This window comes from Maribacter sp. UH1, from assembly GCF_056839145.1.
In genome coordinates this window covers 1258085-1282805 of record NZ_CM166387.1, presented here as the reverse complement: position 1 = coordinate 1282805, position 24721 = coordinate 1258085, and the positions used below count along the sequence as shown (strand labels likewise).

Annotated in this window: 17 protein-coding genes; 6 read left to right on the top strand and 11 right to left on the bottom strand. The window is 36.1% G+C overall.

All coding sequences use genetic code 11. From position 1 onward, the window contains the following. The first annotated feature begins 10 nt into the window (after positions 1-10). Positions 11-1246, top strand: a complete 1236-nt coding sequence (gene fahA / locus UH1x_RS05605) for a fumarylacetoacetase (RefSeq protein ID WP_482625689.1) — start codon at positions 11-13, stop codon at positions 1244-1246. A gap of 30 nt (positions 1247-1276) precedes the next feature. Beyond that, positions 1277-2173, top strand: a complete 897-nt coding sequence (locus UH1x_RS05600; RefSeq protein WP_482625688.1) for a flavin reductase family protein — start codon at positions 1277-1279, stop codon at positions 2171-2173. 2 nt (positions 2174-2175) lie between these two features. Here the strand turns inward: UH1x_RS05600 and UH1x_RS05595 are convergent, their stop codons facing one another. Further along, complete coding sequence (locus UH1x_RS05595) at positions 2176-2718, bottom strand: DUF5655 domain-containing protein (protein WP_482625687.1); 543 nt, start codon at positions 2716-2718, stop codon at positions 2176-2178. 250 nt (positions 2719-2968) lie between these two features. Here UH1x_RS05595 and UH1x_RS05590 point away from each other — a divergent pair, with 250 nt between their 5' ends. Genes UH1x_RS05590 through UH1x_RS05580 form a run of 3 tightly spaced genes read left to right on the top strand, consistent with a single transcriptional unit; the run spans position 2969 to position 9758 of the window. Next, positions 2969-6292, top strand: a complete 3324-nt coding sequence (locus UH1x_RS05590; RefSeq protein WP_482625686.1) for a transglutaminase family protein — start codon at positions 2969-2971, stop codon at positions 6290-6292. A gap of 11 nt (positions 6293-6303) precedes the next feature. After that, positions 6304-8865, top strand: a complete 2562-nt coding sequence (locus UH1x_RS05585; protein WP_482625685.1) for a circularly permuted type 2 ATP-grasp protein — start codon at positions 6304-6306, stop codon at positions 8863-8865. Positions 8866-8867: 2 nt separating this feature from the next. Then, positions 8868-9758 (top strand): transglutaminase family protein, encoded by an 891-nt coding sequence (locus UH1x_RS05580; RefSeq protein ID WP_482625684.1) that lies wholly within the window; start codon positions 8868-8870, stop codon positions 9756-9758. Positions 9759-9949: 191 nt separating this feature from the next. Here the strand turns inward: UH1x_RS05580 and UH1x_RS05575 are convergent, their stop codons facing one another. From UH1x_RS05575 to UH1x_RS05555, 5 genes are all read right to left on the bottom strand, one after another. Next, entirely contained in the window at positions 9950-10615 is a 666-nt protein-coding gene (locus UH1x_RS05575) for a helix-turn-helix transcriptional regulator (RefSeq protein WP_482625683.1), read from the bottom strand. Positions 10616-10618: 3 nt separating this feature from the next. After that, a complete protein-coding gene (locus UH1x_RS05570) occupies positions 10619-12280 on the bottom strand; it encodes a tetratricopeptide repeat-containing sensor histidine kinase (protein WP_482625682.1) in 1662 nt (553 codons plus the stop codon). A 311-nt stretch (positions 12281-12591) separates the two neighbouring features. Further along, entirely contained in the window at positions 12592-13260 is a 669-nt protein-coding gene (locus UH1x_RS05565; RefSeq protein ID WP_036156644.1) for a bifunctional 4-hydroxy-2-oxoglutarate aldolase/2-dehydro-3-deoxy-phosphogluconate aldolase, read from the bottom strand. A 9-nt stretch (positions 13261-13269) separates the two neighbouring features. Beyond that, positions 13270-14490: a 6-phosphofructokinase gene (locus tag UH1x_RS05560; protein ID WP_482625681.1), complete on the bottom strand. Its 1221-nt coding sequence runs from the start codon at positions 14488-14490 to the stop codon at positions 13270-13272. A 36-nt stretch (positions 14491-14526) separates the two neighbouring features. Continuing rightward, a complete protein-coding gene (locus UH1x_RS05555) occupies positions 14527-15573 on the bottom strand; it encodes a PfkB family carbohydrate kinase (protein WP_405400941.1) in 1047 nt (348 codons plus the stop codon). Positions 15574-15723: 150 nt separating this feature from the next. Here UH1x_RS05555 and UH1x_RS05550 point away from each other — a divergent pair, with 150 nt between their 5' ends. Beyond that, positions 15724-16740 (top strand): LacI family DNA-binding transcriptional regulator, encoded by a 1017-nt coding sequence (locus tag UH1x_RS05550; protein ID WP_482625680.1) that lies wholly within the window; start codon positions 15724-15726, stop codon positions 16738-16740. 55 nt (positions 16741-16795) lie between these two features. On the opposite strand, the gene UH1x_RS05545 is transcribed toward UH1x_RS05550, so the two are convergent. From UH1x_RS05545 to UH1x_RS05525, 5 genes are all read right to left on the bottom strand, one after another. Then, positions 16796-17557, bottom strand: a complete 762-nt coding sequence (locus UH1x_RS05545; protein ID WP_482625679.1) for an SDR family NAD(P)-dependent oxidoreductase — start codon at positions 17555-17557, stop codon at positions 16796-16798. 33 nt (positions 17558-17590) lie between these two features. Continuing rightward, positions 17591-18892, bottom strand: coding sequence for an MFS transporter (locus tag UH1x_RS05540; protein ID WP_036156635.1), 1302 nt, complete (start codon positions 18890-18892; stop codon positions 17591-17593). Between the two features lie 113 nt (positions 18893-19005). Continuing rightward, positions 19006-19707: a FadR/GntR family transcriptional regulator gene (locus tag UH1x_RS05535; protein WP_036156633.1), complete on the bottom strand. Its 702-nt coding sequence runs from the start codon at positions 19705-19707 to the stop codon at positions 19006-19008. Between the two features lie 197 nt (positions 19708-19904). Further along, a complete protein-coding gene (locus tag UH1x_RS05530; protein ID WP_482625678.1) occupies positions 19905-21434 on the bottom strand; it encodes a RagB/SusD family nutrient uptake outer membrane protein in 1530 nt (509 codons plus the stop codon). A gap of 28 nt (positions 21435-21462) precedes the next feature. Then, entirely contained in the window at positions 21463-24498 is a 3036-nt protein-coding gene (locus tag UH1x_RS05525; RefSeq protein WP_036156632.1) for a SusC/RagA family TonB-linked outer membrane protein, read from the bottom strand. Positions 24499-24721: the final 223 nt, after the last annotated feature.

Genomic DNA, 24721 nt, shown 5'->3' with positions numbered 1-24721 from the left:
AAATACAAACTTGACAACACTACATACATGGGTCTCTGTGCCCGAAAAATCTGATTTTTCAATCTATAATCTTCCTTTTGGCATCTTCTCCGTAAATGATGAAGCAGCAAAAGCAGGAGTAGCTATTGGGGAACAGATCCTTGACTTGGCAGCAATTTCAGAGCTGGGTCTAATAGAGGTAGGTGCTGCTTATTTTAGACAGAAAACGTTAAACGATTTTATCTCGTTAGGAAAAAAAATTACCAATAAGGTACGTTTAGATATTCAGAAGTTGTTGGTTATTGAGAATTCTCCGTTAAAGAATCATCCAGAAGTTTTTGTATTGCAGAAAGATGCCAAAATGCATATACCGGTACATGTAGGTGATTATACTGATTTCTATTCTAGTATAGAACACGCTACCAATGTAGGTAAAATGTTCCGTGATCCAGAGAATGCTTTGTTGCCTAATTGGCGACATATTCCGGTAGGGTATCATGGTCGTGCATCATCAATTGTAGTCAGTGGTACAACTATTTACAGACCTATGGGGCAAGTGAAAACTAACGAAATGGAAACTCCTGTTTTCAAAGCCTCTGGTAACTTGGATTTTGAATTGGAAATGGGTTTTGTAGTTGGTAAAAGTACAGCACTAGGCGAACGCGTTTCCACTAAAGACGCAGCTGAGCATATTTTTGGTTTGGTATTGTTCAATGACTGGTCGGCAAGAGACATTCAGAAGTGGGAGTATGTGCCTTTAGGTCCGTTTTTGGGAAAAAGTTTTGCATCATCTATGTCACCTTGGATTGTCACCTTGGAAGCCTTAGAACCATTTAAGGTTCAAGGTCCTGAGCAAACTCCAGAAGTGCTATCGTATTTAGAGTACGAGGGAGAAAAAAATTATGATATACAGTTAGAAGTAGGTATGTCTTCTGCAACTTCAGAAGAAACAACCATCAGCAAATCTAACTTCAAATATATGTATTGGAATATGATGCAGCAGTTGGCGCACCATACTGTAAACGGTTGTAATATAAATGTAGGTGATGTAATGGCATCGGGTACCATATCCGGAAAAGATGAAAGTTCGTTTGGATCATTGTTAGAAATTTCTTGGGGAGGTAAAAAACCGTTCGAGTTAAAAGATGGTAGCAAACGTACTTTTATTGAAGATAATGATACCGTGACCATGCGAGGTTTCGCAGAAAAAGAAGGTAAGCGTGTAGGATTCGGACAAGTAACCGGAACCATTTTACCTAGTAAATAATTAATACAATTCACACTAGAAGTTTATAGCATGTCAAAGAACGAAGAAATCAATTCTATAGATCCAAATAGCATTTCTCAACAAGAATTACATGGGTATTTATTGTCTGCCGTAGCGCCAAGACCTATATGTTTTGCCAGTACAATAGATAAAGATGGGAATATAAATTTGAGTCCGTTTAGTTATTTTAATCTATTCAGTGTTAATCCGCCAATGATGGTTTTTTCACCTTCAAGAAGAGGTCGTGATAATACCACCAAGCATACCTTAGAAAATGTGTTGGAGGTAAAGGAAACGGTCATCAATATCGTGAATTATGATATGGTAGAGCAAATGTCATTGTCAAGCACAGAGTATGGTGACGGAGTAAATGAATTTGTAAAAGCAGGATTTACGCAAGTACCTAGTGATAAAGTTCAGCCTCCAAGAGTGGGAGAGGCACCCGTAGCATTTGAGTGTGTTGTTGATCAAGTAATAGCCTTGGGTGACGGACCGGGAGCAGGTAATTTGGTGCTGGCCAAAGTAGTTCAGATTCACGTAAAAAAAGCATTTTTAGATGCCGAAGGAAAACTGGATACCCCGAAGTTAGATTTAGTGGCACGCATGGGTGGCAATTGGTATTGCAGAGCCAATGGCGATGCGCTATTTGAAATACCTAAGCCAATACGTACCAAAGGTATTGGCGTAGATATGCTACCGGAAACTGTACAGAACAGTACTATATTAACAGGTAATAATTTAGGAAGGTTAGGGAATTTAGAACAGTTGCCAACCAAAGAAGCTATCGCGAAAATCACAGAACACGCTGAGGTGAAATCTATTCTTAATGGCGATGAAAGTATTACTGCATTGCACAAACTAGCACAACAATGGTTGGCAGATGGTAAAACTGAAGATGCATTGGCTTTGTTGCATTTAGGGGTTTAGTATTATTGGGCTTTCATATAAGCCTCCTTCAACCAATCAATTAATTCACCATCAACCTGGCTGGCATCAGTGAGTTGAACTCTATGTGTACACATGCTACCAAATGGTCCAGATGATTCTAGTCGGTCTGTAGTTGGTTTATCCTTTATTTTCAGTCCAAGGTCTATTCTTGTTTTGGTAGCGGGTTTAATAAGTGCAAATTGTTTTTTTCGAATAATACTTACTGTAGTTTTCTTTGGGGTAATGGTAACATCGTCACCAAATGTTTTTACCGTTTTTAAAAGCGCTTCGTAAATAGGAGTTAAATTTTCCTTCCCATTATATTGCTGGACTACTAAATCTGCAGGAGAATTATTTTCTTCTTTTGATAAAGAGACAATAGTATTTGCAAATCCGTGTGTTACACCGTGCTCTTTCTTTAGAAAACTAACTCCTTCAGAATGTTTAGCAAAAGATTTTGTTTTCAAAACGGACTTCCATTCGCTTAAAGATTTCCCGGTTTTCTCGGGCATATTATCAATCATGGTCTGTAGTGCTTTGTCCATATTTTTAGAGTTTGGTATGATAGTCAATTTACAAAAATTAAAATGTTTATCGTGTGTCGCTACCAATTCTTCTTTCTTGATCCATTGCCCTATCCAAAGAAAAACCAACAATTCTAAGTTTACTTTAGGAATCTATCAATAAAATTGGCTGCAACTCTTTTATATATAAAAATTTGGCGATTAAGCAATTGTGTGTTCTTTTTGCTGTTATTAGTGCTTATATTAGTTAGTACTGAAATCCCACTGTATTATGGCATTAAAAGTTGCAATCAAACACAAGACAAAATATATCTATGATAGAAGTATAAATCTATCTCCTCACATATTCCGGTTAAGACCTGCGCCACATAGTAGAACACCAATTGAGGCATACTCTATAAAGATCAAACCAGAGAATCATTTTTTTAATTGGCAGCAAGATCCTTTTGGTAACTATATGGCACGTATTGTTTTCCCGGATAAGACAACCGAGCTTTCTGTCGATGTTGAAATCATTGCAGATTTAAAGACGATTAATCCGTTCGACTTTTTTGTTGAGGAGGCTAGTGAAGAATTTCCTTTTAAGTATTCTGAAGAAGCTAAAAAAGAACTTTTACCATATTTAGAGAAAGTAGAAAGTGGTCCGTTATTGAAAAAATGGGTCGATGATATAGACTTGACTCCGCAACGAAGTATCGATTTTTTAATCGGTCTCAATAGTAAATTATACAATTACTTGGATTATACATTACGTATGGAACCTGGTGTACAGACCTGTGAAGAAACCTTAGAAGCCAAATTAGGTTCATGTAGGGATTTTGCTTGGTTGTTGGTACAAACTCTTCGTCATTTAGGATTGGCGGCACGTTTTGTTTCGGGTTATTTAGTGCAATTGAAATCAGATGAAAAATCATTGGACGGTCCGTCAGGTCCTGAAGAAGATTTTACAGATTTACATGCTTGGGCAGAAGTATATTTGCCAGGAGCGGGATGGATTGGTTTAGATGCCACATCCGGACTTTTTACTGGTGAGGGGCATATTCCGTTAGCATGTACGCCTTCATATGAAAGTGCGGCACCGGTAAGCGGATTTAGTGATTTTGCCGAAACCACATTTGAGTTTGAAAATTCGGTTACTAGAATATTTGAATCGCCACGAGTAACAAAGCCCTACACAGAAGAGCAGTGGAATGCTATATATAATCTTGGTTTTAAAGTAGAAGAAGAATTACAGGCAAATGATGTTCGCTTGACCATGGGTGGTGAGCCAACTTTCGTTTCTATAGATGATATGGAATCTGAAGAGTGGAATACAGCGGCAGATGGTCAGCATAAAAGAGAATTGGCAAGTAAATTGTCTATTCGTTTATTAGAGGTTTTTGGAAAGGGCGGATTGCTACATCATGCACAAGGTAAATGGTACCCTGGTGAAGCATTACCTCGTTGGTTGATCGGTAATCACTGGAGAAAAGATGGAAAACCAATTTGGAACGATCCAAGCTTATTGGCATCTTTTTCTCAGGAATATAAAATGCCCAGAAATATTACAAAGCGATTTTTAAAGACCTTAGGTGGTTATTTAGGTTGTAAGACAAATAGTGTAATACCGGCTTATGAAGATGCATTTTACTTTTTATGGGAAGAGGGCAAATTGCCTATAGATGTAAATCCTAAAAAATATAATAAGGACGACAGTCACCTACGTAGAAAACTAGGTGAGATATTGGAGACGGGAATTGGAGAGGCTGTTGGTCACGTATACCCGTTGACTAAAAAGAACAATAAATGGTTGACCAACAAGTGGAAATTTAGAAATAAGCACTTGTTGTTGACTCCAGGAAATTCTGCTATTGGTCTACGATTACCACTGGCAGCATTACCTAAAGACCCCCCAATACCGTCAGAGCCAACTGCAGAACCAGAGCTGTTTGAGAAAACGCCAGATTTACCTACACCGGGAGATGCATTGCAAAAACGTTTAAAATTAAAATCATCATCGCACCCTAGAAAACATCCGTATGTGCGTACTGCTATTTGTGCAGAAGTTCGTGAGAATAAATTGTTCTTATATCTACCGCCATTAGATAGTGCCGAAGACTTTTTAGATTTGGTATCAAGTATAGAAGCTACGGCCAAAGAATTAAACGTTCCGGTAATATTAGAAGGGTACGAGCCCCCAAGAGATAACAGATTAGAAGTATTGAAGGTTACTCCAGATCCAGGGGTGATCGAGGTAAATGTACATCCGGCTAAAAACTGGCAAGAACTTACAGATAATACGTTAACCCTGTATGCCGAAGCGAAACAAGCACGTTTAGGTACAGAGAAATTTATGTTAGATGGCAAGCACACTGGTACAGGTGGCGGTAACCATGTAACTTTGGGCGGTGTGACTCCGGCAGATAGTCCGCTGTTACGTAATCCGCAATTACTACGAAGCTTGTTGACCTTTTGGCAACATCACCCAGGATTGTCCTATTTATTTTCAGGTGCCTTTATAGGACCAACGAGTCAGGCACCACGTGTAGATGAGGCAAGATTAGAGAATTTGTATGAACTAGAAATTGCATTTTCTCAAATACCCGATGATGAAGAAGTGCCATTCTGGATCACGGATCGGTTATTTAGACATTTGTTGACAGATATCACAGGAAATACCCATAGGGCAGAATTCTGTATAGATAAACTGTATTCACCAGATTCATCTTCTGGGCGTTTGGGTATTTTAGAGCTACGAGCTTTTGATATGCCGCCACATGCGCAAATGAGCTTAATGCAAATGTTATTGGTGCGCACGCTGGTATCTTGGTTTTGGAAAAAACCGTATAAGCATAAGCTGGTACGTTGGGGTACAGAGTTGCATGATAAATTCTTGTTGGAGCATTATGTAAAAGAAGATATTAAAGATATTGTAGAGCAGTTGAACGAAGCGGGCTATCCGTTTAAGTTAGACTGGTTTGATCCATTTTTTGAATTCCGCTTTCCACTTTACGGTATGGTAGATGTTAACTCCATTCAAATGGAATTACGAATGGCTATAGAACCATGGAATGTACTTGGTGAAGAAATGACAGGTGGTGGTACATCAAGGTATGTAGATTCTTCTTTAGAACGTGTACAGGTGAAAGTCAATAATTTCAATAACAAACGTTACACATTAACCTGTAACGGTGTAAAGATCGAGCTAAGTTCTACAGGAACTAAAGGGGAATATGTAGCGGGAGTTCGTTTTAAAGCTTGGGAACCATGGTCGGCCTTACACCCCACAATTGGTGTAGATACTCCTTTAGTTTTTGATATTGTTGATGATTGGAACGATAAATCAATTGGCGGTTGTACCTATTTTGTAGCACACCCAGGTGGTCGTTCTTATGATACCTACCCTGTAAATAGTTTAGAGGCAGAATCAAGAAGAATAAATAGATTTTGGGATATTGGCATGACACAAGATGAGGTTACTCCTACAGAATTGGTCGCTTCAACAAATTTTACGGGTAGAATGGTAGAACCTAAGAAAGGTTCAAATACATTTGCATACAAAGAGATGCCTGTGAATCCTGAATATCCACATGTGACGGATTTACGTAAGAAGTAAATGAAGAGGTAATGCCAACAACAAAAACAAACTGGTTCAATAATTATAGTACCCAACGCGGCAATGATGAAATGTATGCGCTGAACAATGGTATGAAACCTTATTGGACGAAATTATTAAACGGTTTTGATTCTTTAGGAGTCACCGGAATAACCGCTAGACAAAAAGATATTGACTGGTTATTGTCAGAAAATGGGGTGACCTATAATGTGTACAATGACCCTAAGGGAATGCATAGGCCATGGAATCTGAATGTGATTCCGTTTATGTTGCACCAAGATGAATGGACAAAAGTTGAAGAAGGACTAAAGCAAAGAGCAGAACTACTTAATTTAGTTTTAAAAGATGTTTATGGGGAACGTAAACTGATAAAAAATGGAATAGTCCCTTTTGAGGTCATTTATGGGCATCGTGGTTTTCTAAGACAATGTTCAGATATGGAGCTTCAGTTAGAGAAGTACTTATCCATATATGCAGCAGATCTTTGCCGTGGTACAGATGGGCGATTGTGGGTTGTAAATGACCGTACAGAAGCACCTTCCGGTATGGGTTATGCATTGGAGAACAGATCTACTACTAGTAGAATTTTACCCGATATGTATGCTGAAATGAAGGTGAAGCGCTTGTCGGGATTTTTTCAAGAGTTCAATCAAATGCTTATTGATGCAGCACCTGGTAAAAAGGAGAACCCTAATATTGTTATTCTTACGCCCGGTTCACATAACGAAACCTATTTTGAACACGCTTATATGGCTTCTTTTTTAGGTTATCCGTTAGTGCAGGGTAATGATTTGGTGGTGCGTGATGGCTTTCTTTGGATGAAATCACTACAAGGCTTAAAGCAGATAGATGTTGTATTACGAAGAGTAGACGATGCTTTTACGGATCCTTTAGAACTTCGTGAAGATTCACATTTAGGGGTAGCGGGATTATTGGATGTTGTAAGAAGAAAAAATGTTGCCGTTATTAACCCGATAGGAAGCGGTGTAATAGAAAATCCTGGTTTAATTCCATTTATGCCGGCAATTGCCAAGTATTTCATGGATGAGGATTTGAAATTACCGCAAATAGCATCTTGGTGGTGTGGGCAAGAGAAAGAAAGAAATTATGTACTTGAGAATATATCAAAATTAGTAATCAAAAGAATAGATCGTACCAATAGGGAGAGTATCTATTTTGGCGAGCAAATGAGTGAAGAAGAACTAGCAGATCTTATTAAGGTTATTCTAGAACGCCCGTATAGATTTGTGGCTCAAGAACGCATTAATTTTTCTACCGCGCCTAATTTCAGCGAAAAAGAATTAGAACCTAGAAATGTAGTTGCCAGAGCATTTTGCATTGCCTCAAAAGAACAATATGCAGTTATGCCGGGTGGTTTGGTAAGAGTAGCTCCAGATGGCGAAACCGTAAGGGTGTCTAACCAAAGAGGTGGTACTAGTAAGGATTTTTGGATTTTAGATAATGCGGATATAAAAGAGGATAAAAATAGAAACTGGCAACAAAAGTCATCTATTGCTATTTCTGGTCTAGACGATTTACCTAGTCTAACGGCAGAGAATTTATATTGGGCGGGTCGTTATGTTGGTCGTACGCTAGTTAACGCAAGATTTCTACGTACCGTTATGCGCCAAATGGCCATAGATCAAAAAAGAGCGGAAAAACCAGATTCAGAAAAGTTAACGGTACTTTTTAAGGCTGTTACGCAATTGACAGGTACATACCCAGGATTCATAGGCAAGGATAAGGACGGTAAGTTGGCAATGGACAATCCGTATGAAGAAATGTTATCCGTTATTTTAGATAAAAATAGAATAGGTAGTTTGGCACATACCATAAGCATGTTCAGTAATTCATACTACTCCATACGTAACCTTTGGTCTTCAGATATGTGGCGCGTATTTGAAAATATTCAGAAAATATGGAATTCACTGGTAGAGGGTGAAGATCATTCCATTAATAAAATACTTAAGGTTTTAAATCAATTAATTACACGCCTAATAGCGTTTATGGGATTAATTGAAGAGAGTATTATGGTGCAACAAGGTTTGCTATTATACTTTATTGGGTTGCAATTAGAGCAAAGTGCCTTGAATATAACAAAATGTAGGGCTTTGTTGACCATAAAGTATGATGAGCAAGTAGAGTACGATTTGCTTGAGTATTTATTGACCAGTCATGAAAGTTTAAATATATATAGGTACAGTTACCGTTCTCATATAGAGTTGGCACATGTGTTAGATTTGGTGGTGTTCGATCTTGATTACGCCCGTTCATTGACTTTTATGATCAACCGTATTCAGAAAGATATAGCGCGGTTACCACATTCTAAATACGATCATCAATTAAATAATTACCAAAAAAATATTTTTGAGGCATTCTCTAAGTTGAGGTTGGCAGATTCAACAAAATTGGCGAAGACCAACTCAGAAACAGATTTTAAACGAGAAGAGTTAGATACGCTACTAAAGGAACTTTCAGATTTGTTGTACAAAGCATCGCAATCGATCTCAAATACCTATTTCAATCATACAGACAAACAGACCCAATTGTTTACACAGTCTTTTCCTATTTGATTATGATATTCAACGTTACACATATTACGAAGTACGATTACAATGCCCCAGTGAGCTATTGTCATAATATTGCAACGCTTCGTCCTAGGGAATCTAAAGGGCAAGAGTTGATAGTATATAGTATTGATATTTCACCGGAACCCGCGGAAATAAGTGAACGCAAAGATTTCTTTGGAAATTATATAACGCGTTTTTCTATACAGACAGAGCATAAAACATTGAAGGTTACTACTAGGAGTAAGATTAATAGGGAATATGCCAAATTTCATGAATCTTTCAATAGCGATGCCTGTAAAAGCATTACCATGAACGATGCACTTGCTGCATTGAACGGCATGCATCCAGAAATATTGGAGGCCAAGCAATATGTATTAGAATCCATTTTTATAAGGAGAACAGACAAGGCTATACGTGATTACGCGGAGTTATCTTTTAAAGGAAATAGATCGGTTTTTGATGCGGCTTATGAACTGATGCAACGTATTTATACCGATTTTGATTTTGATTCAGAATTCTCAACGATTTCAACACCAATAGAAGAGGTAATGAAAGAGAAAAAAGGTGTCTGTCAAGATTTTGCCCAAATTGCCATTGCTTGTATACGCTCTGTTGGTTTGCCTGCTAGATATATTAGTGGGTACATAGAAACCTTGCCAGCACCAGGCAAGGAGAAATTAGTGGGTGCAGATGCTTCTCATGCATGGTTTGCCATTTATATACCCGGTTTTGGTTGGGTAGACTTTGATCCAACAAATAATCAGATACCAAAAGACCAACATATAGTAGTGGGTTGGGGTAGGGACTACTATGACGTACCACCTTTAAAAGGTGTTGTTTATGGTAGTGGTCAGAGTAAATTAGATGTAGCGGTAGATATTGCTGCGGTAGTATAACGGAACTTAAGGCTTAGTTTATAAATAGGCCATACCCACCAAATCGGTTAGTTCCCCCGAAATACCTCATCAGTAGGATGGCCATAGCATTAATGTTATAGTTATTGAATAGTGTTTAATTTTAAGTATGGCAAACCTAATACCATTCTAAAGAATATGATTACGGTTTTCCGTAACGGTGGCTACTATCTTTAAATAAGTCCTAAATCTTTTACAATGGCCACAAGGTGTATGGCGTTGTTGGCATTAAATTGAACACGTAATTTGTTTAAACGCTTTTCAATAGAACTAAGGCTTGCAGGCGAAATGTTCTCTTTTCTATATAAAGCACTTATTTCATCTTGAGATAAACCTTTGCTAAGATTATCTAATAATGAAATGTCATAATCGTCTATTTCAAGTTCATTTTCACTACTAAATGCATTAGAAACTTCTGGCGATAAGAATTTTTCATCTTTAGCTACCTCACTAATTGCCTGAGTAAGGTTTTTAAGACCGTTTCTACTCTTACAGACATATGCATCTATATCGTGTTGATTAAAGAGTGTACGTACCGCCTGTAGTCGATCTTCGACCGAGTAGACAATTACCTTTAAATTAGGGAATTCAGATTTTAGTTTTTCAACCAATGAATGTCCAGATGGGTAGGTTTGTGATCTGTGGTCTACTTTAAACGAAAGATCAGATATGACCAAGTCAAATGGTACATTATCAAGATCGGCTCTTTTAATTTTTAAGTACGCATCATCACAATACTGCACTTGATCTATTTGTGTAACTCCCAATTCGGTCAGTAAAGAAAACACACCTTTGTTGATGTCTTCCATATCCTCCGCGATTAAAACTTTTTTGAACATGCCTTAAATTATTATTGATGCCTTAAAGCCATCACCTTGCTTAGATTCAAAATTAATAGTTCCATTTATAGAAGCGATACGGGATTCCGTATGTTGTAGCCCATTTTTTTTAAAAAGATCACATCCAACGCCATTATCCTTATAATTAATGCGCATTTTAGAACCTTCTTTTTCAAATATTAAAGTCACGAATGTTGCTTGACTATGTTTTCTCATGTTGGTCATGAGTTCTTGTAATACCCTGTAAATAGTAGTCTTTTTAAGTTCGGGAACGGTATCCCAAGGCATTTTGGAAAGGTTTCTGGTGATTACTTTTACCTTATCGTTCTTATATCCTAAGAGTAAATCATTTAATTGTAATCCAAAATCTTCGCTAAGGTCAATTGCGCTATTTTCTCTAGAAATATCTCGTGTTTTAGTATAAATTTTTTCCATTTCGTCCAAAATAGTATCGTCAACGCCTAAATTATTCTCAAGAGAAGTCATCACTTTATACATATCATTCGCTACTTCATCATGTACTTTTTTAGCAATTCTAGTTTCTGTTTTATAGATTTCTTCAATTTTGGCTTTACGGTATCTGTTGCGATAGATAAAGTAAGAACCAACTAAGATTAGAAAAATGATGAATGCCAGAGCTTGGTAAGCCAGTCGTTTACGAGATTCTATCTCTTGTAGAAGAATACTGGCCTGGGTTTTCTTTTGTTCTTCGGCAACATTGTATTTTAGAAATGCATTTTTGTTTTCCGCTATTTGTTTGGCATAGGTAATACTATCGGTCAGTTTTTTGTATTCATGAACTAAAGGATTTCTATCCATATTCATGAGCGTTGAAATAGCTTCAAGCTTAAAAGAACTGCTATTAATTTTATCTGATAATGTTAGAGCATCCTGAGCATAAGCAACTGCTATAGTGGTATCTTTTCTATCCAAATAAAATTCAGCTAAATGGGTATTGCTTGAATGTTGCCCAATAAAATCATTATTTTGTTTACGTAGCTCTAATGCTTTTTTTAAATTTTGTAAACCTTCGGGTAAATTTAATTTAGATTGTACATACCCCAAGTTGTCTGTTACTAAACTATGTTCGTAAGTATTAAATTGGGTTTGCTTTTTTTGTAATAGAGTATAGATGTCAAGAGCTTTTTTATAATCTAATTGGTCTTTATAAATATTGGCTTTGTTATTAAGAATGACAACACTGTCTTTTAACTTATTTGCTATTTCTAAGGCCTTGTCAAACGTTTTTATGGCTTCGGTAGGGTTGTTAGAGGTTCTGTAAATTCGCCCTAACTGATTGTATAACCCAACTCTAGAATTGATTAAGGTGTCTTTCGCAGACATAGATTCAATTAAGTTTAAAGCTTCTACCACATGGTTTTCACTACTAAAGTTATTTCCTATTTTAAATTCTGCAATAGATAACAGCCTTAAATCGTAAATGGCATTTAGAGTATCGTTTAACTCTAGGTCTAAGGCTTTCTTTTTAGTGTAGTAATGTATACCTGAAGGTAAATCTTGCGGATTGGTAGGTTGTAGTATAGCCTTTCTGTAAATAAGGGAACTATCAGAAGATATTTGTGCATTTAATTTTGATGACGAACAAAAGATAAATATAGCACAGGTGAATAGATGTAGAAAAACTGAAAATTTGTGGTATTTCATTACTCTAATGTATAAACATTTTATGTATTTAATTTTTTGATTTCAGTGTCCACTAAAAGAAAATGGATACATGTGTTTTAAGATATATAGGTATGTACCTTAAAATTAATTGTTTAGTTCATTTTGATTTGGTAATGTAAGTAGACTAAAGAAATAGTAAATTAAGAAAACAGCATTAAAACAAAAAGAGCACCAAACCTCAGCGTAATGCTAAAGTTTAAATGCCCTTTTCCAACTAACAACTTAAATATGCACTTTTAAAAGTTATCAATAGTTAGAGTAAGTCCTTAACTAGTGACACTTTATATCTTCTATGCTCTCAGTTTTTTAATTTTGGCTAGTGTATCTTTAACCAAAGCTTCTAAACCTGCATAATCTTTATTTGCTAAAATATCTTTACTGATCAATTTTGATCCCATACCAACACAAGTAACTCCGGCATCAAACCAACCTTTAAGGTTGTCTTCATCTGTACTAACACCACCTGTTGGCATAATGCTAGTCCATGGTTGAGGTCCTTTTATTCCTTTTACAAATCCAGGTCCGTAAAGAGAACCAGGGAATAATTTTACAATCTCACAGCCCATTTCTTCGGCTTTGTTGATTTCGGTCAATGAACCACATCCAGGAGACCATAATACTTTTCTACGGTTACAAACAATTGCAATATCTTCTCTTAAAGAAGGAGTTACAATGAAATTTGCACCAAGAGACATGTAGTAAGAAGCGGCACCGGCATCAGTAATTGATCCTACGCCCATAATCATACCAGGTAGGTTTTTTATTGCGTATTTGTTCAATTCAGAAAATACTTCGAAAGCGAAATCGCCACGAGCTGTAAATTCCATTAAACGCGCACCACCATCATAACAAGCCTGTAAAATCTTTTTACCTAGCTCAATGTCTGGGTGATAGAATAAAGGTACCATACCAGATTCCTTCATTACATTCGCTACTTCTATTCTTGAATATTGTGCCATTTGAATTTTTTATTTCTCAGTTAAAATTTTGTTGAAATCGTAGTCTGAAGGATTGTCCACATATTTTATTGCATCCTCATAATCATCTTCACCTACATAGAATAAATTTTGAAAACATAATTCTGCCAATTCTGAATTGATATTGACCAAGCGAGGAGTAATTTTACCGTTCTCATCTTGAATTTCCGATAAGAACAACGGAGTAATTTCACCTCTAGAATTTGCGGTGACCATACAGCCACTCTTGCCTTCATCAAATAATTTTTTTACGCCAAGACCTAGAACCGTACATAAAGTAAGGTCAAATCCTATTGGTCTACAGCAGCGTAATTCGTAGCCCAATTCTACCGGTCTACTTTTAATATCTATACCTAGCTCCTTTAATTTCTTTTGAACGAGCATATTAAAAATATGCGCTTTACTAACATTCCCTAACTCTGGGTGTCCATGATCGTCATAAGTGAATTTAATTTCACATTTGTCTAGCTCAGACTCTGGCATATTATGAAAAACACCTTCGCTAATTAGAGCTACACCGTAATGAATATCTTCAATCTTACGTTTGATCATTGAAGAAATGACCATACGAACCACTTTATCAAAAGTGATAGAGGTACGATCAAACATTTCTGGAATGATCATCATAGGGTAGTGGCAGCTTGCCGCAATACCAAATGCTAAATGACCTGCAGATCTACCCATGGTAGACATTACAAACCAGTTTTGGCTAGTACGTGCATCTTCATATGTGGTATTACCAATACGTACACCTTCATCCTTTGCAGAATGAAAACCAAAAGTTGGGTTCCTATCCGGTAACGGTAAATCGTTATCAATAGTTTTAGGTACGTGGATATTAGAAATGGAGATACCCTCTTTCTTTAAGAAACCCGTAATTCTGTTGGCAGTAGAAGCAGTGTCGTCACCACCTATACTTACCAACAGTTTTACATTATTATCAATAAAAAGGCTAGTGTTTAGTTTTTCTTTTTTAGGTTTAAAACGGCTCATTATCAATGTTGAGCCACCCCTACTAAAAATCCGGTCAGCATGGAAGAAATCAAATTCCTTGATCTGCGGATTTTCATCGAAAATTCCTTTAAAACCTTCATGTAAACCTAAAACGCGATAATTATCTTTTAAGAAAGCCTTTGCCACGGTACTGATTACGGTATTTATACCAGGTGCAGGTCCGCCACCGCAAAGAATTAAAACAGATTTTTTCGACATTTTTTTGTTTTTAGAAGGTCTAAAGTGGTTTTCTAATTATCTAGCAACTCTACCAGAAGCATCACCACCCATTAGTTTCTCAACTTCAGAAACCGTTACAAGGTTGGCATCACCTTTAATAGTATGCTTTAAACAAGATGCAGCAACTGCAAAGTCAAGAGCATTCTGATCATCTTCTGGGTATTTCAATAATCCGTAGATCAAACCACCCATAAAAGAATCACCACCACCAACACGGTCAACGATATCGGTAATTTGGTATTGACGAGTTTCGTACATTTTAGTACCGTCCCATAATACACCTGCCCATGTGTTGTGCGATGCAGAAATAGAACCTCTTAATGTTGTAATTACCTTTTTAGCTTTAGGGAATTTCTTCATCATCTGCTTACAAACAGATAAGAAAGCTTCCGCTTTAACATCGGCACCATCTTTATGAACATCAAGTCCTTCTGGGTGAATTCCAAAATGCTTTTCAGCATCTTCTTCGTTCCCTAAAATGATGTCACAATATTCAGTTAATCCTGCCATTACTTTTTCTCTGTGAGCATCGTCACAGTATGTCCAAAGTTTAGCTCTATAGTTTAAATCTGTAGAGATTGTAATTCCTTTTGCACTAGCAGCTTTAACAGCTTCTAAACAAACATCTGCAGCTCCTTGAGAAATAGCTGGTGTAATACCTGTCCAGTGAAACCATTCAACATCTTCAAAAACAGCATCCCAATCAATCATTCCAGATTCTATTTCTGAAATAGCTGAATGAGCTCTATCGTAAACTACTTTACTACCTCTAGATACCGCTCCGGTTTCTAAGAAATAGATTCCTAAACGATCACCACCGTAAACAATTTTATCTACGCCAACGCCTCTTTTACGCATTTCCATCATTGCACATTCTCCAATATCATTTTTTGGTAAACGTGTTACGAAATCTACAGGAACACCATAGTTAGCTAAAGATACAGCTACGTTAGATTCTCCACCTCCGTAAACTACATCGAAATTGTTAGCTTGAGAAAATCTTAAAAATCCTTGTGGTGCTAAACGAAGCATGATTTCACCGAATGTTACTACTTTTTTCATGTTGTTTTATAAGTTTAATAAGTACTGATTTAAAATTTGTTTAATCGATTAACCACTTTAGGTAAAAAATAACCAAAACAGACATTTTTTGTTAAAGCTAATTAAAGTCTTACTTTTGGTTAATCGATTAAACAAATATATACAAACTAATTGAATAAAAAAAGAACAACTTTAAAAGACATTGCAAATGTTTTGAGTATTTCGACTGCGGCTGTTTCAAAAGCTTTAAATGATGATGCGCGTATAAGTGTAAAAACTAAGAAAGCCGTGAAACAGGTAGCAAAAGAATTAAATTATCAACCTAATCATTTGGCAAGTGCCTTAAGGAAAGGGAAAAGTAAGTTAGTAGGTTTAATTGTGCCTAGAACTAATAGTAATTTCTTTTCTTCTGTTGTAGAGAACATGGAAGAGGTTCTTAATAAAGCCGGATACAATATTATAATAACCCAGTCTAACGAGTCTTTTGAAAAGGAATGTGATAATATAGATACGCTATTGTATTTACAGGTTGATGGTATTATCGCATCCATGGCAAATGAAACGGTTGATTTATCTTTCTATGAGAAAATAAAGTCTAACGGAATTCCTTTAGTTCTTTTTGATAGGGGGGAGAACGATTTAAATGTTGATTATATTGGGATTAATGATTATGATAGTAGTCATATGATTATAGAGCATTTGATAGCGCAAGGTTGTAAACGAATAGCCCATATAGGCGGTTACCGGAGAACACGAATATTTAATAACAGAATACGAGGTTATATAGATGCAATTAAAAAGCACAACCTACCACATGATGATGAATTACTTATTGAAAGTAGTCTGACATTAGAAGATGGGCGACATCAAATAGAAAAATTATTGGCGTTAAAAAATAGACCCGATGCAGTTTATGTAGCAAGTGATTATGCTGCATTGGGAGCATTGCAGGTCTTAAAAGAGAGAAATATTAAAGTGCCGGAGGAAATTAAACTAGTAGGTTTTGGTAATGAACCCTTTACTTCTTTGGTTACACCTTCAATTACAAGTATTAGTCAGCACAGTAAGCAAATAGGAAAATTGGCCGCAGAAACTTTTTTGGGTTATGTTGATAATGAGGTGATACGGCAATCTTTGAATAAGATAATTCTAGATTCGGAATTAATTGTACGAGATTCCTCTAAATAGAAAAAGCGTTATTGTGAATTCACAATAACGCTTTTTTATAAAGTATGGACTATTATTAGATACCTAAAGCTTGACCACCACCAATTTGTACAGTTTCGGCAGTAATGAAAGCAGCATCTTTGCTAGCTAAGAAAGAAACAACACCAGCAACATCTTCTGGCTGACCTAATCTACCTAACATTATGTTATTGGCCCAAGAAGCGAAAACTTCTGGTTTTGTAGCTTTAATTTGAGCATGGAAAGGAGTATCAATAGTACCTGGAGATACTGCATTTGCTCTAATACCATATTCAGCTAAATCTTTTGCTAATGCTCTAGTTAACGCATGAACTCCCGCTTTAGAAGTACCGTAGATACCAGCACCTGGTCCACCAGCTGTCCATCCTGCGTTAGATGTATAGTTAATTATAGAAGGGTGATCACCTTTTTTAAGGTAAGGTATTGCAGCTCTTGAAGCAAAGAAAGCTGAATCTAAGTTCAAAGCCATTACACCTCTGTAGAATTCAGTAGTCATTTCTTCGAAACGAGCTCTACCACCTAGACCACCTGCATTATTTATAAGTGTATCTATTTTACCATATTTCTCACCAATAGCTTTAATGTTTTTAGCCACTGCTTCTTCATTGGTAACATCAAATCCTAAGTACTCAGCAGTAATGCCTTCTGCAGTAAGTTCTTTAATTCTTTCGGCACCAGCTGCGTCATCAATACCATTTAAGATAACGGTGTAACCATCTTGTCCTAATCTTTTAGCAACTGCAAATCCGATTCCTCCAGTTGCTCCTGTAATTACTGCTACTTTTCCTTCTGTACTCATGTTATAATTTATTTAATCTATTCTTAATTCAGTTTATTTATTTCCATTTAACGGTTCAATTTTACCGCATAATAACCAGATACTTGCTAGCGCAATTATTGCCATTGTTGCACCTATTACAAATGCAGGTGTATAATTACCACCAGAAGTTAACCAGGGCACTAAATATATTAATGCAGCAGCTGTTAATTTAGCGGCCATTCCTGCTATACCTGATAAAGTCCCAATTGTTTTTCCTCCAAAGAAATCACTAGGTAACGTTTGAACATTACCAATTGCGGTTTGAAAACCAAATAGTATTAGTGCCATAATTAGTACGGCTCCGGTTGGTCCACCAGGGTTGGCCATTGCTAACAAACTTGGCAACATAATCAGACAACCTATAGTAATTATTATTTTTCTAGTTTTATCAACCGTCCATCCCGCTTTTAAACGATTTTGAGCAAATAACCCACCAAACCAAGCACCTAGCATTGCACCTACGTAGGGGACCCAACCATAAATACCAATAGTTTTTACGTCCATTCCATAAACTTCGTTTAGGTAAATTGGAATCCATACTACAAATAACCACCAGATAGGGTCAATAGCTGCTGAGGCAATGATTACTCCCCAACTTTGTTTATGCTTTAATAGTTTACCAGTGTCTGGGTTATATCCATCATCTGGAGTACCGTCGTTATCGATATCTTGATTTTGTTGACCTGTTAAGATATAGTTTCGTTCTTCATCTGAAATCCATGGATGTTTTTTCGGTGGTGCTTTTACTAATATTAACCAAGGTATCAACCATAATAATCCTAAGGCACCAACTATAATGAATATCATTTGCCAACTAAAATAAACGGTCATGAATGCGATAGCAGGTATTGCAATAATACCACCTATGGCAGCACCAGAATTAAATAAACCCTGTGCAAATGCGCGTTCTTCTGTTGGAAACCATTCTGCGTTTGCTTTTGCAGCTCCTGGCCAGTTGCCAGCTTCTGCAATTCCTAAAATTGTTCTAAAGAAGCCAAAGCTTAAAACACCTTGAGCTAATGCATGAAGTGCGGTGGCAATAGACCATACACCAATTGAAATGGCAAAACCAATTCGTGTGCCGACCCAGTCTAGAATTTTACCGAAAATAGCTTGTCCGAATGCGTAGGCAAACATGAAAACTACAGATATAGTGGCAAATATTTCTTTACGTTCATCATTAGTACTTTCTGGAAATAAATCTTCTGCAATATCTGGCCAAAGAACTCCAATGGACTGACGATCGATGTAATTGATAATTGTTGCTATTGCGATTAAAGCTATAACCCACCATCTTAATCCTTTAATTTTCATAATTCTTTGCTTTTTGGTCTTGTATGTTGATGAAAAAAAGAGTCTTTGATTCTTTAAATAATCTAAAAACTTTTGTTTTCACTGGTTGGTTAATAGAGATATACGTGTATCTCTTATATATTGTAACAATATTTATAAAGCTCATTAAAATGTACTTTCATCATTTCTTTGGCTTTTTGAGTATTCTGTTCCTTTATAGCATTAAATATGTCTTGATGCTCTTTAATTCTTTTTGGACCTTGATTCTTGTCACAAACATGATACTTTTCAAAGTTGTTGATTATTTCAGGTGTAATAATCAACATCATTCTATTAATGGTGCTATTTCTACACGCCTGAGCAATTGCTAAATGAAAAAGCAAGTCTTCTTGAACGGCATCTTCATTGTTCAGTACTTTTACTTTGTATGATTCTAATGCCGCTTCTATTTTTTCTAAATCGTCATTAGTTCTACGTTTTGCGGCTAATCTTACTGTTTTAAGCTCTAGTAGAATTCTTGTTTCAACCAATGATTTAAAATCTGGGTCTTCTAAAGCAAGAATGTCATCAATCATACCATTCATAGCTACTAAACCAATATCTGCTACAAAAGTTCCACTTTGTGGTTTTGATTTTAATATGCCGTAAAATTCAAGTTTCTGAATTGTTTCTCGAACATTTCCTCTACTTACTTCAAAACGTTCAGACAACATACGTTCTGAAGGTAATTTATCACCAGGTTCAAGATTTTTATTATTTATTAAATCTCTTATTTTAGCAATGATATCATTGTGAAGTTGCTGGTGGTCGTTTTTAGTTAAAATCTCTAGCTTCATATATCACATTTCATTGTTATAGAAAAAATTGGTTAACCAGATTGGTTTATCAAATTTATGAAAATAAATGTGTTATCAAATTTTTCATGAGATTAATGTCAAAAACTTCGTTCAAATTATAAAGAAAGATGGGCTGGCTCTCTCAAAAAAGCCAGCCATCTTAAAAAACTAACTCAAACAACTTTCTTTATATATTTTTAATACCCTGGGTTTTGTGTTAGGTTAGGGTTTCTTTCTAATTCATCTTCAGGTAATGGTAGTAAATAATCATCTTCAGAGAAAAATGGTTTTTCACCTTCTAATCCAGAGGCTCCAAATACTTCGTTTCCAATTTTTCTTCTAGCAATGTCATACCATCTTATTCCTTCGAACGCGAATTCTAGTCTTCTTTCTTCTAAAATATCATCTACTGTAATAGTTCCTGATAAATCTGCAGGTACTGCACTTGGCTCAACTGTTACTGGAACACCTGCACCAGTTTGAGTTTCACCACCCATTCTAGCTCTTGCTCTAACTTGGTTGACATAGTTTAATGCAGTTCCATTATCTCCTAATTCTACAGCAGCTTCAGCAGCAATCAATAATACTTCAGCATAACGTATCATAGAATAGTTATGGCTAGTTGCTCTTGCGTTTGCACGAGCAAATGGTCCAGGAAAACGTGTGTATTTTGCAACGTAAGGATTGTTTTTAGCAAATTCATGACCACTAATGTCAAATTGCGTGTAATCAACAACTGTTCCTCCAATAGATACTTCGTCATCCATACTTACAGCTCTTCTATAATCATCGGCATCCCAAGTAGTATAGACTTCTAACGTTGGTACAGCTACAGACCAGCCACCACCTAAGTTTCTGTCATCACCTCTAATACCTGTCATTGGGGCAGTTTGATCATAAGCGTTGTCATCAGCTTCAAAATTGTTATAATCTAAAGCGAATATTGGTTCTAAAGATGCATCAATTTCGTTTGCATTAAATAAATTTTGGAAGTTTGATTCTAAAGCTAAGTTATACGTACCAGCGTTATCGATAACTTCTTGAGCTTCAGTAAATGCATTTTGATACTCACCCATTGTTAAATAAACTAAAGAAAGGTAAGAACTAGCTGCAGCTTTAGAAGGTATTGCTCTAGAGGCAACTGTATTTGGCAACCAAGTTTTAGCATACTCTAAATCTGAAATTATGTTTGCATAAACCTCAGCAGTAGGAGTTCTTGTGATTGCTGCAGAAGCATCAATATCTACAATAGGTTCTTCAATGTAAGGTACATCTCCAAATAATCTAACTAAATGAAAGTAATAAAATGCTCTGGCAAAATAAGCTTGTGCCGTAATTGGATTTTTAATTTCATCGGCAACATCTACGTTTTCGGCACCTGCTATTGCATTATTTGCAGCAGCAATTCCTTGGTATGTACGTGGCCAGAATTCACTTATCATACCATTACTGGCAAGTGTAGTAAATTCATTCATCTCAACTCTTCTTGTTTCATTAGATGCAAGACTTACCATATCTGAACGCAGCATTAATGCAATAGAAAGCTTTCTACCCCATATTTTCTCATTGATGGCATGTGTTAGTGCCCCATCTACTGCTGTTTGGATATTTGCAGTAGTTTCAAAGAAACCTTCTGCTGACAATATACCTACAGGTTCTTCTTCTAGATCTGAACAACCCATTATTGATAAACCTATCAATAACAGTAATAATTTATATGTTTTCATTTTGTTTTCTTTTAAATTAAATTTTTTCTTAAAACTTTAAGTTAAGGCTCATGTTTACAGTTCTTACCGTTGGGTAGTTACCAAAATCAAAACCTTGTGCTGTATTGGCAGAAGTATTGTTGTCTCCACCAGAACCAAAGTAGTTTACTTCTGGGTCTAAGCCAGAGTAGTCTGTAATGGTAATTAAGTTTTGTGCACTTAATCCAATTCTAAGGTTATCTAAACCTAATTTCTCAGTAATATCTGAAGGAACGTTATAGCCAATTGCAATGTTCTTTAATCTAATGTAGCTACCATCTTCAACAAAACGAGAAGAAATTTCTCTGTTACTGTTATTACCTACACGTGGAGCATCAGTATCTGTATTAGTTGGCGTCCATGCATTGTTATAATAGTCTGTAGTCGTATTAGCGTCTCCGTTTGTTAACTGAACGTTTGTTAAGTTAAAAATGTCACCGCCTTGAGAACCTTGGAAGAAAATACTTAAGTCTAAGTTCTTATATGAAAAGTTATTTGTAAAACCCCAAGTGAAATCTGGATTTGGGTTACCAATAGTTGTTCTATCACCTTCTGTAATATCACCACTACCATCTATATCTGCAAATAATGGGTCACCTGCAACGCCGCCGGATAAAGTAGCCGTCCCTGCTGGTAAAGCTCCGCCTTGGTAAACACCAGCGTAGTCATACCCCCAGAATAATCCAACTTCTTCACCTACTCTTAATACATAACTTCTGTCATGGCTAAAGTAACTTGGTGTAGCATCGAAAAATAAATCAGCATCGTTAACTAAACTTACAACTTCGTTTTTGTTGAAAGCCATGTTAAAATCTGTTGTCCATCTGAAATTTTCTTTAACAATGTTTTTAGTGCTCAAAGCAACTTCAAAACCTCTGTTGTTAATTTCACCAACGTTTGATAGAATATTGTCACCTGAGAAACCTGCATATTCAGGGATACTGTTGTTCGTTAAAATCAAATCTTTAGTATCAATGTTGTAGTAATCTAGAGAAAGTGTAATTCTATTATTTACAAACCCTAAATCGATACCAAAGTTAGATTGGTAAGATGATTCCCATTTCAAATTTGGATTTTCTGATTGTTCTGGAGTAACAGCACTAACAGTTTGTCCATTGCTAGAAGCATAAATGGTTTCTAGTCTTGATAAAGATTGGTATGCGCTAATAGATGGGTTACCAGTTACACCGTAACTTGCTCTCAGCTTTAAGTTAGAAATAGCTTTGCTGTCCTGTAAGAATTTTTCGTTAGATACTTTCCATCCTAATGCTGCAGAAGGGAATAGAGCGTACTTTTCATTAGCTGCGAAGTTAGAAGCACCATCTCTTCTTAATGTAGCTGTAAGTAAGTATTTATCATCCCAGTCATAGTTAAGTCTACCAAATTGAGATTGTATTTCAATTTCAGATCTAGAAGAATCTGGTTGCAAAATATTTGTTGCCGATCCTAAACCATAAAAAGAAAATCCATCAGAAATAAAACCTGTAGCTTCAGAGAAGAAATTTTCTGCAACTGTCTTTTGGTAAGAGTAACCACCTAATAAAGTTAAGTTACCTTTTCCTAATTCTGTAGTGTATGTTAAGTAGTTTTCACTTAATACACTAGTTTCTTTATCAATATCAACGATAGCTCTACCGCTTTCTCCACCTGCTGTTTGTGTTAAAAGAGATGGTAAGTAAATACCTCTAGTTTGGTTTTCTGTACTTAAACCAAAAGTACTTTTAAAAGTAAGACCTTTTAAAATTTCGTAGTTAGCATAAAAGTTTGCTCTAAAGTTATCAGTTGTTGTTTCGTCAATTCTTTCAGTTGCAACAGCAAATGGGTTGTCTACAGGGTCACCCACAGTGTTACCGAATGTATAAGAACCATCTTCGTTAAAAACAGCTTGATCTGGAGCGTATCTTAATGCTAATGTAATTACATCATCACCACCTGCAGAAACAGAACCGTTTGATTGAGTTGCAGAACCATTTTTAACACCTCTACTCCCAAAAAGGTTCATTCCTAACTTTAATTTATCTGTTACTTGTGCGTCAATGTTAGATAAGAACGTTAATCTTTCAAAATCAGAACCTGTAATTATACCCTCTTGTTTAAAGTAGTTGGTAGAAGCATAAAAATTAATTTTATCGCTACCACCAGAAACCGAAACTTGGTTATTGGATGTACTTCCAGATCTATAGATCAAGTCTTGCCAATCTGTATTTGCCGGTCCTTGAGAATAAGGAGTAGTAACACCATTATTAGCTCTAATTTGATTTTGATAATCGGCAAATTCATTAGCATTCAATAAATCTAATCTGTTAGATATATTTTGAATGGCGTATGTAGTATTAGCTTCTATAGATATTTTCCCACTTCTACCTTTTTTAGTAGTTACAAGTATAACACCATTTGATCCTCTTGATCCATAAATAGCAGTAGCTGATGCATCTTTCAAAACTTCCATAGACTCAATATCATTGGCTTGTGGCATAGATGCTCCAACAAAACCATCTACAACTACAAGTGGAGAACTACTTGCGTTAATTGAAGTGTTACCTCTAATGGTTATACTGATGGGAGCACCTGGCTCGCCACCGTTGTTAGACTGCACAACAACACCGGCTGCACGTCCTTGTAATGCTTGTTCTGCATTTAAAACAGGATATGCGTTTAATTCCTCAGATTTTACAGAAGAAACAGACCCGGTAATGTCACTTTTTTTCTGAGAACCGTAACCAACAACAACAACCTCTTCCAGTTGGCTTGCATCTTCAGCAAGAACAATGTCTAAAGTTTGTTGTCCATTAATAGTTACAGATTTCTTAGCGTAACCAATGTAAGAGAATTCTAATACATCTCCATTTTTAACGGTAATAGAATAATTACCATCAAAATCTGTTGATGTACCTGTCGTTGTATTTTGGATAACAACATTTGCACCGGGTACAGGCATACTCGTCTCATCGGTAACTGTACCGGTCAGGTTATACCCGTCTTGTGCGAATAATGATATGTTGAGTAACAATACCATTATTAATACTAATTTTGTTTTTAAATTCATTTGTAGTCTTGTTATGTTAATTTAAGTTCGACTTGTTAAAGTCTGATTAAAGCATTTTAAAATGAAAATTGAATTGAGTTTCATTTTACATCTGCTAGGGCTTCTTTAATTTCTACTACTTGCTTTTGAAGAAAACACTAACAGTAAATAGTTCATTTTTTTTAATCGCATCCTTATTTCAAATAAGAAATGATAATGTAAATGTGTTAATCTAAATTTTCAG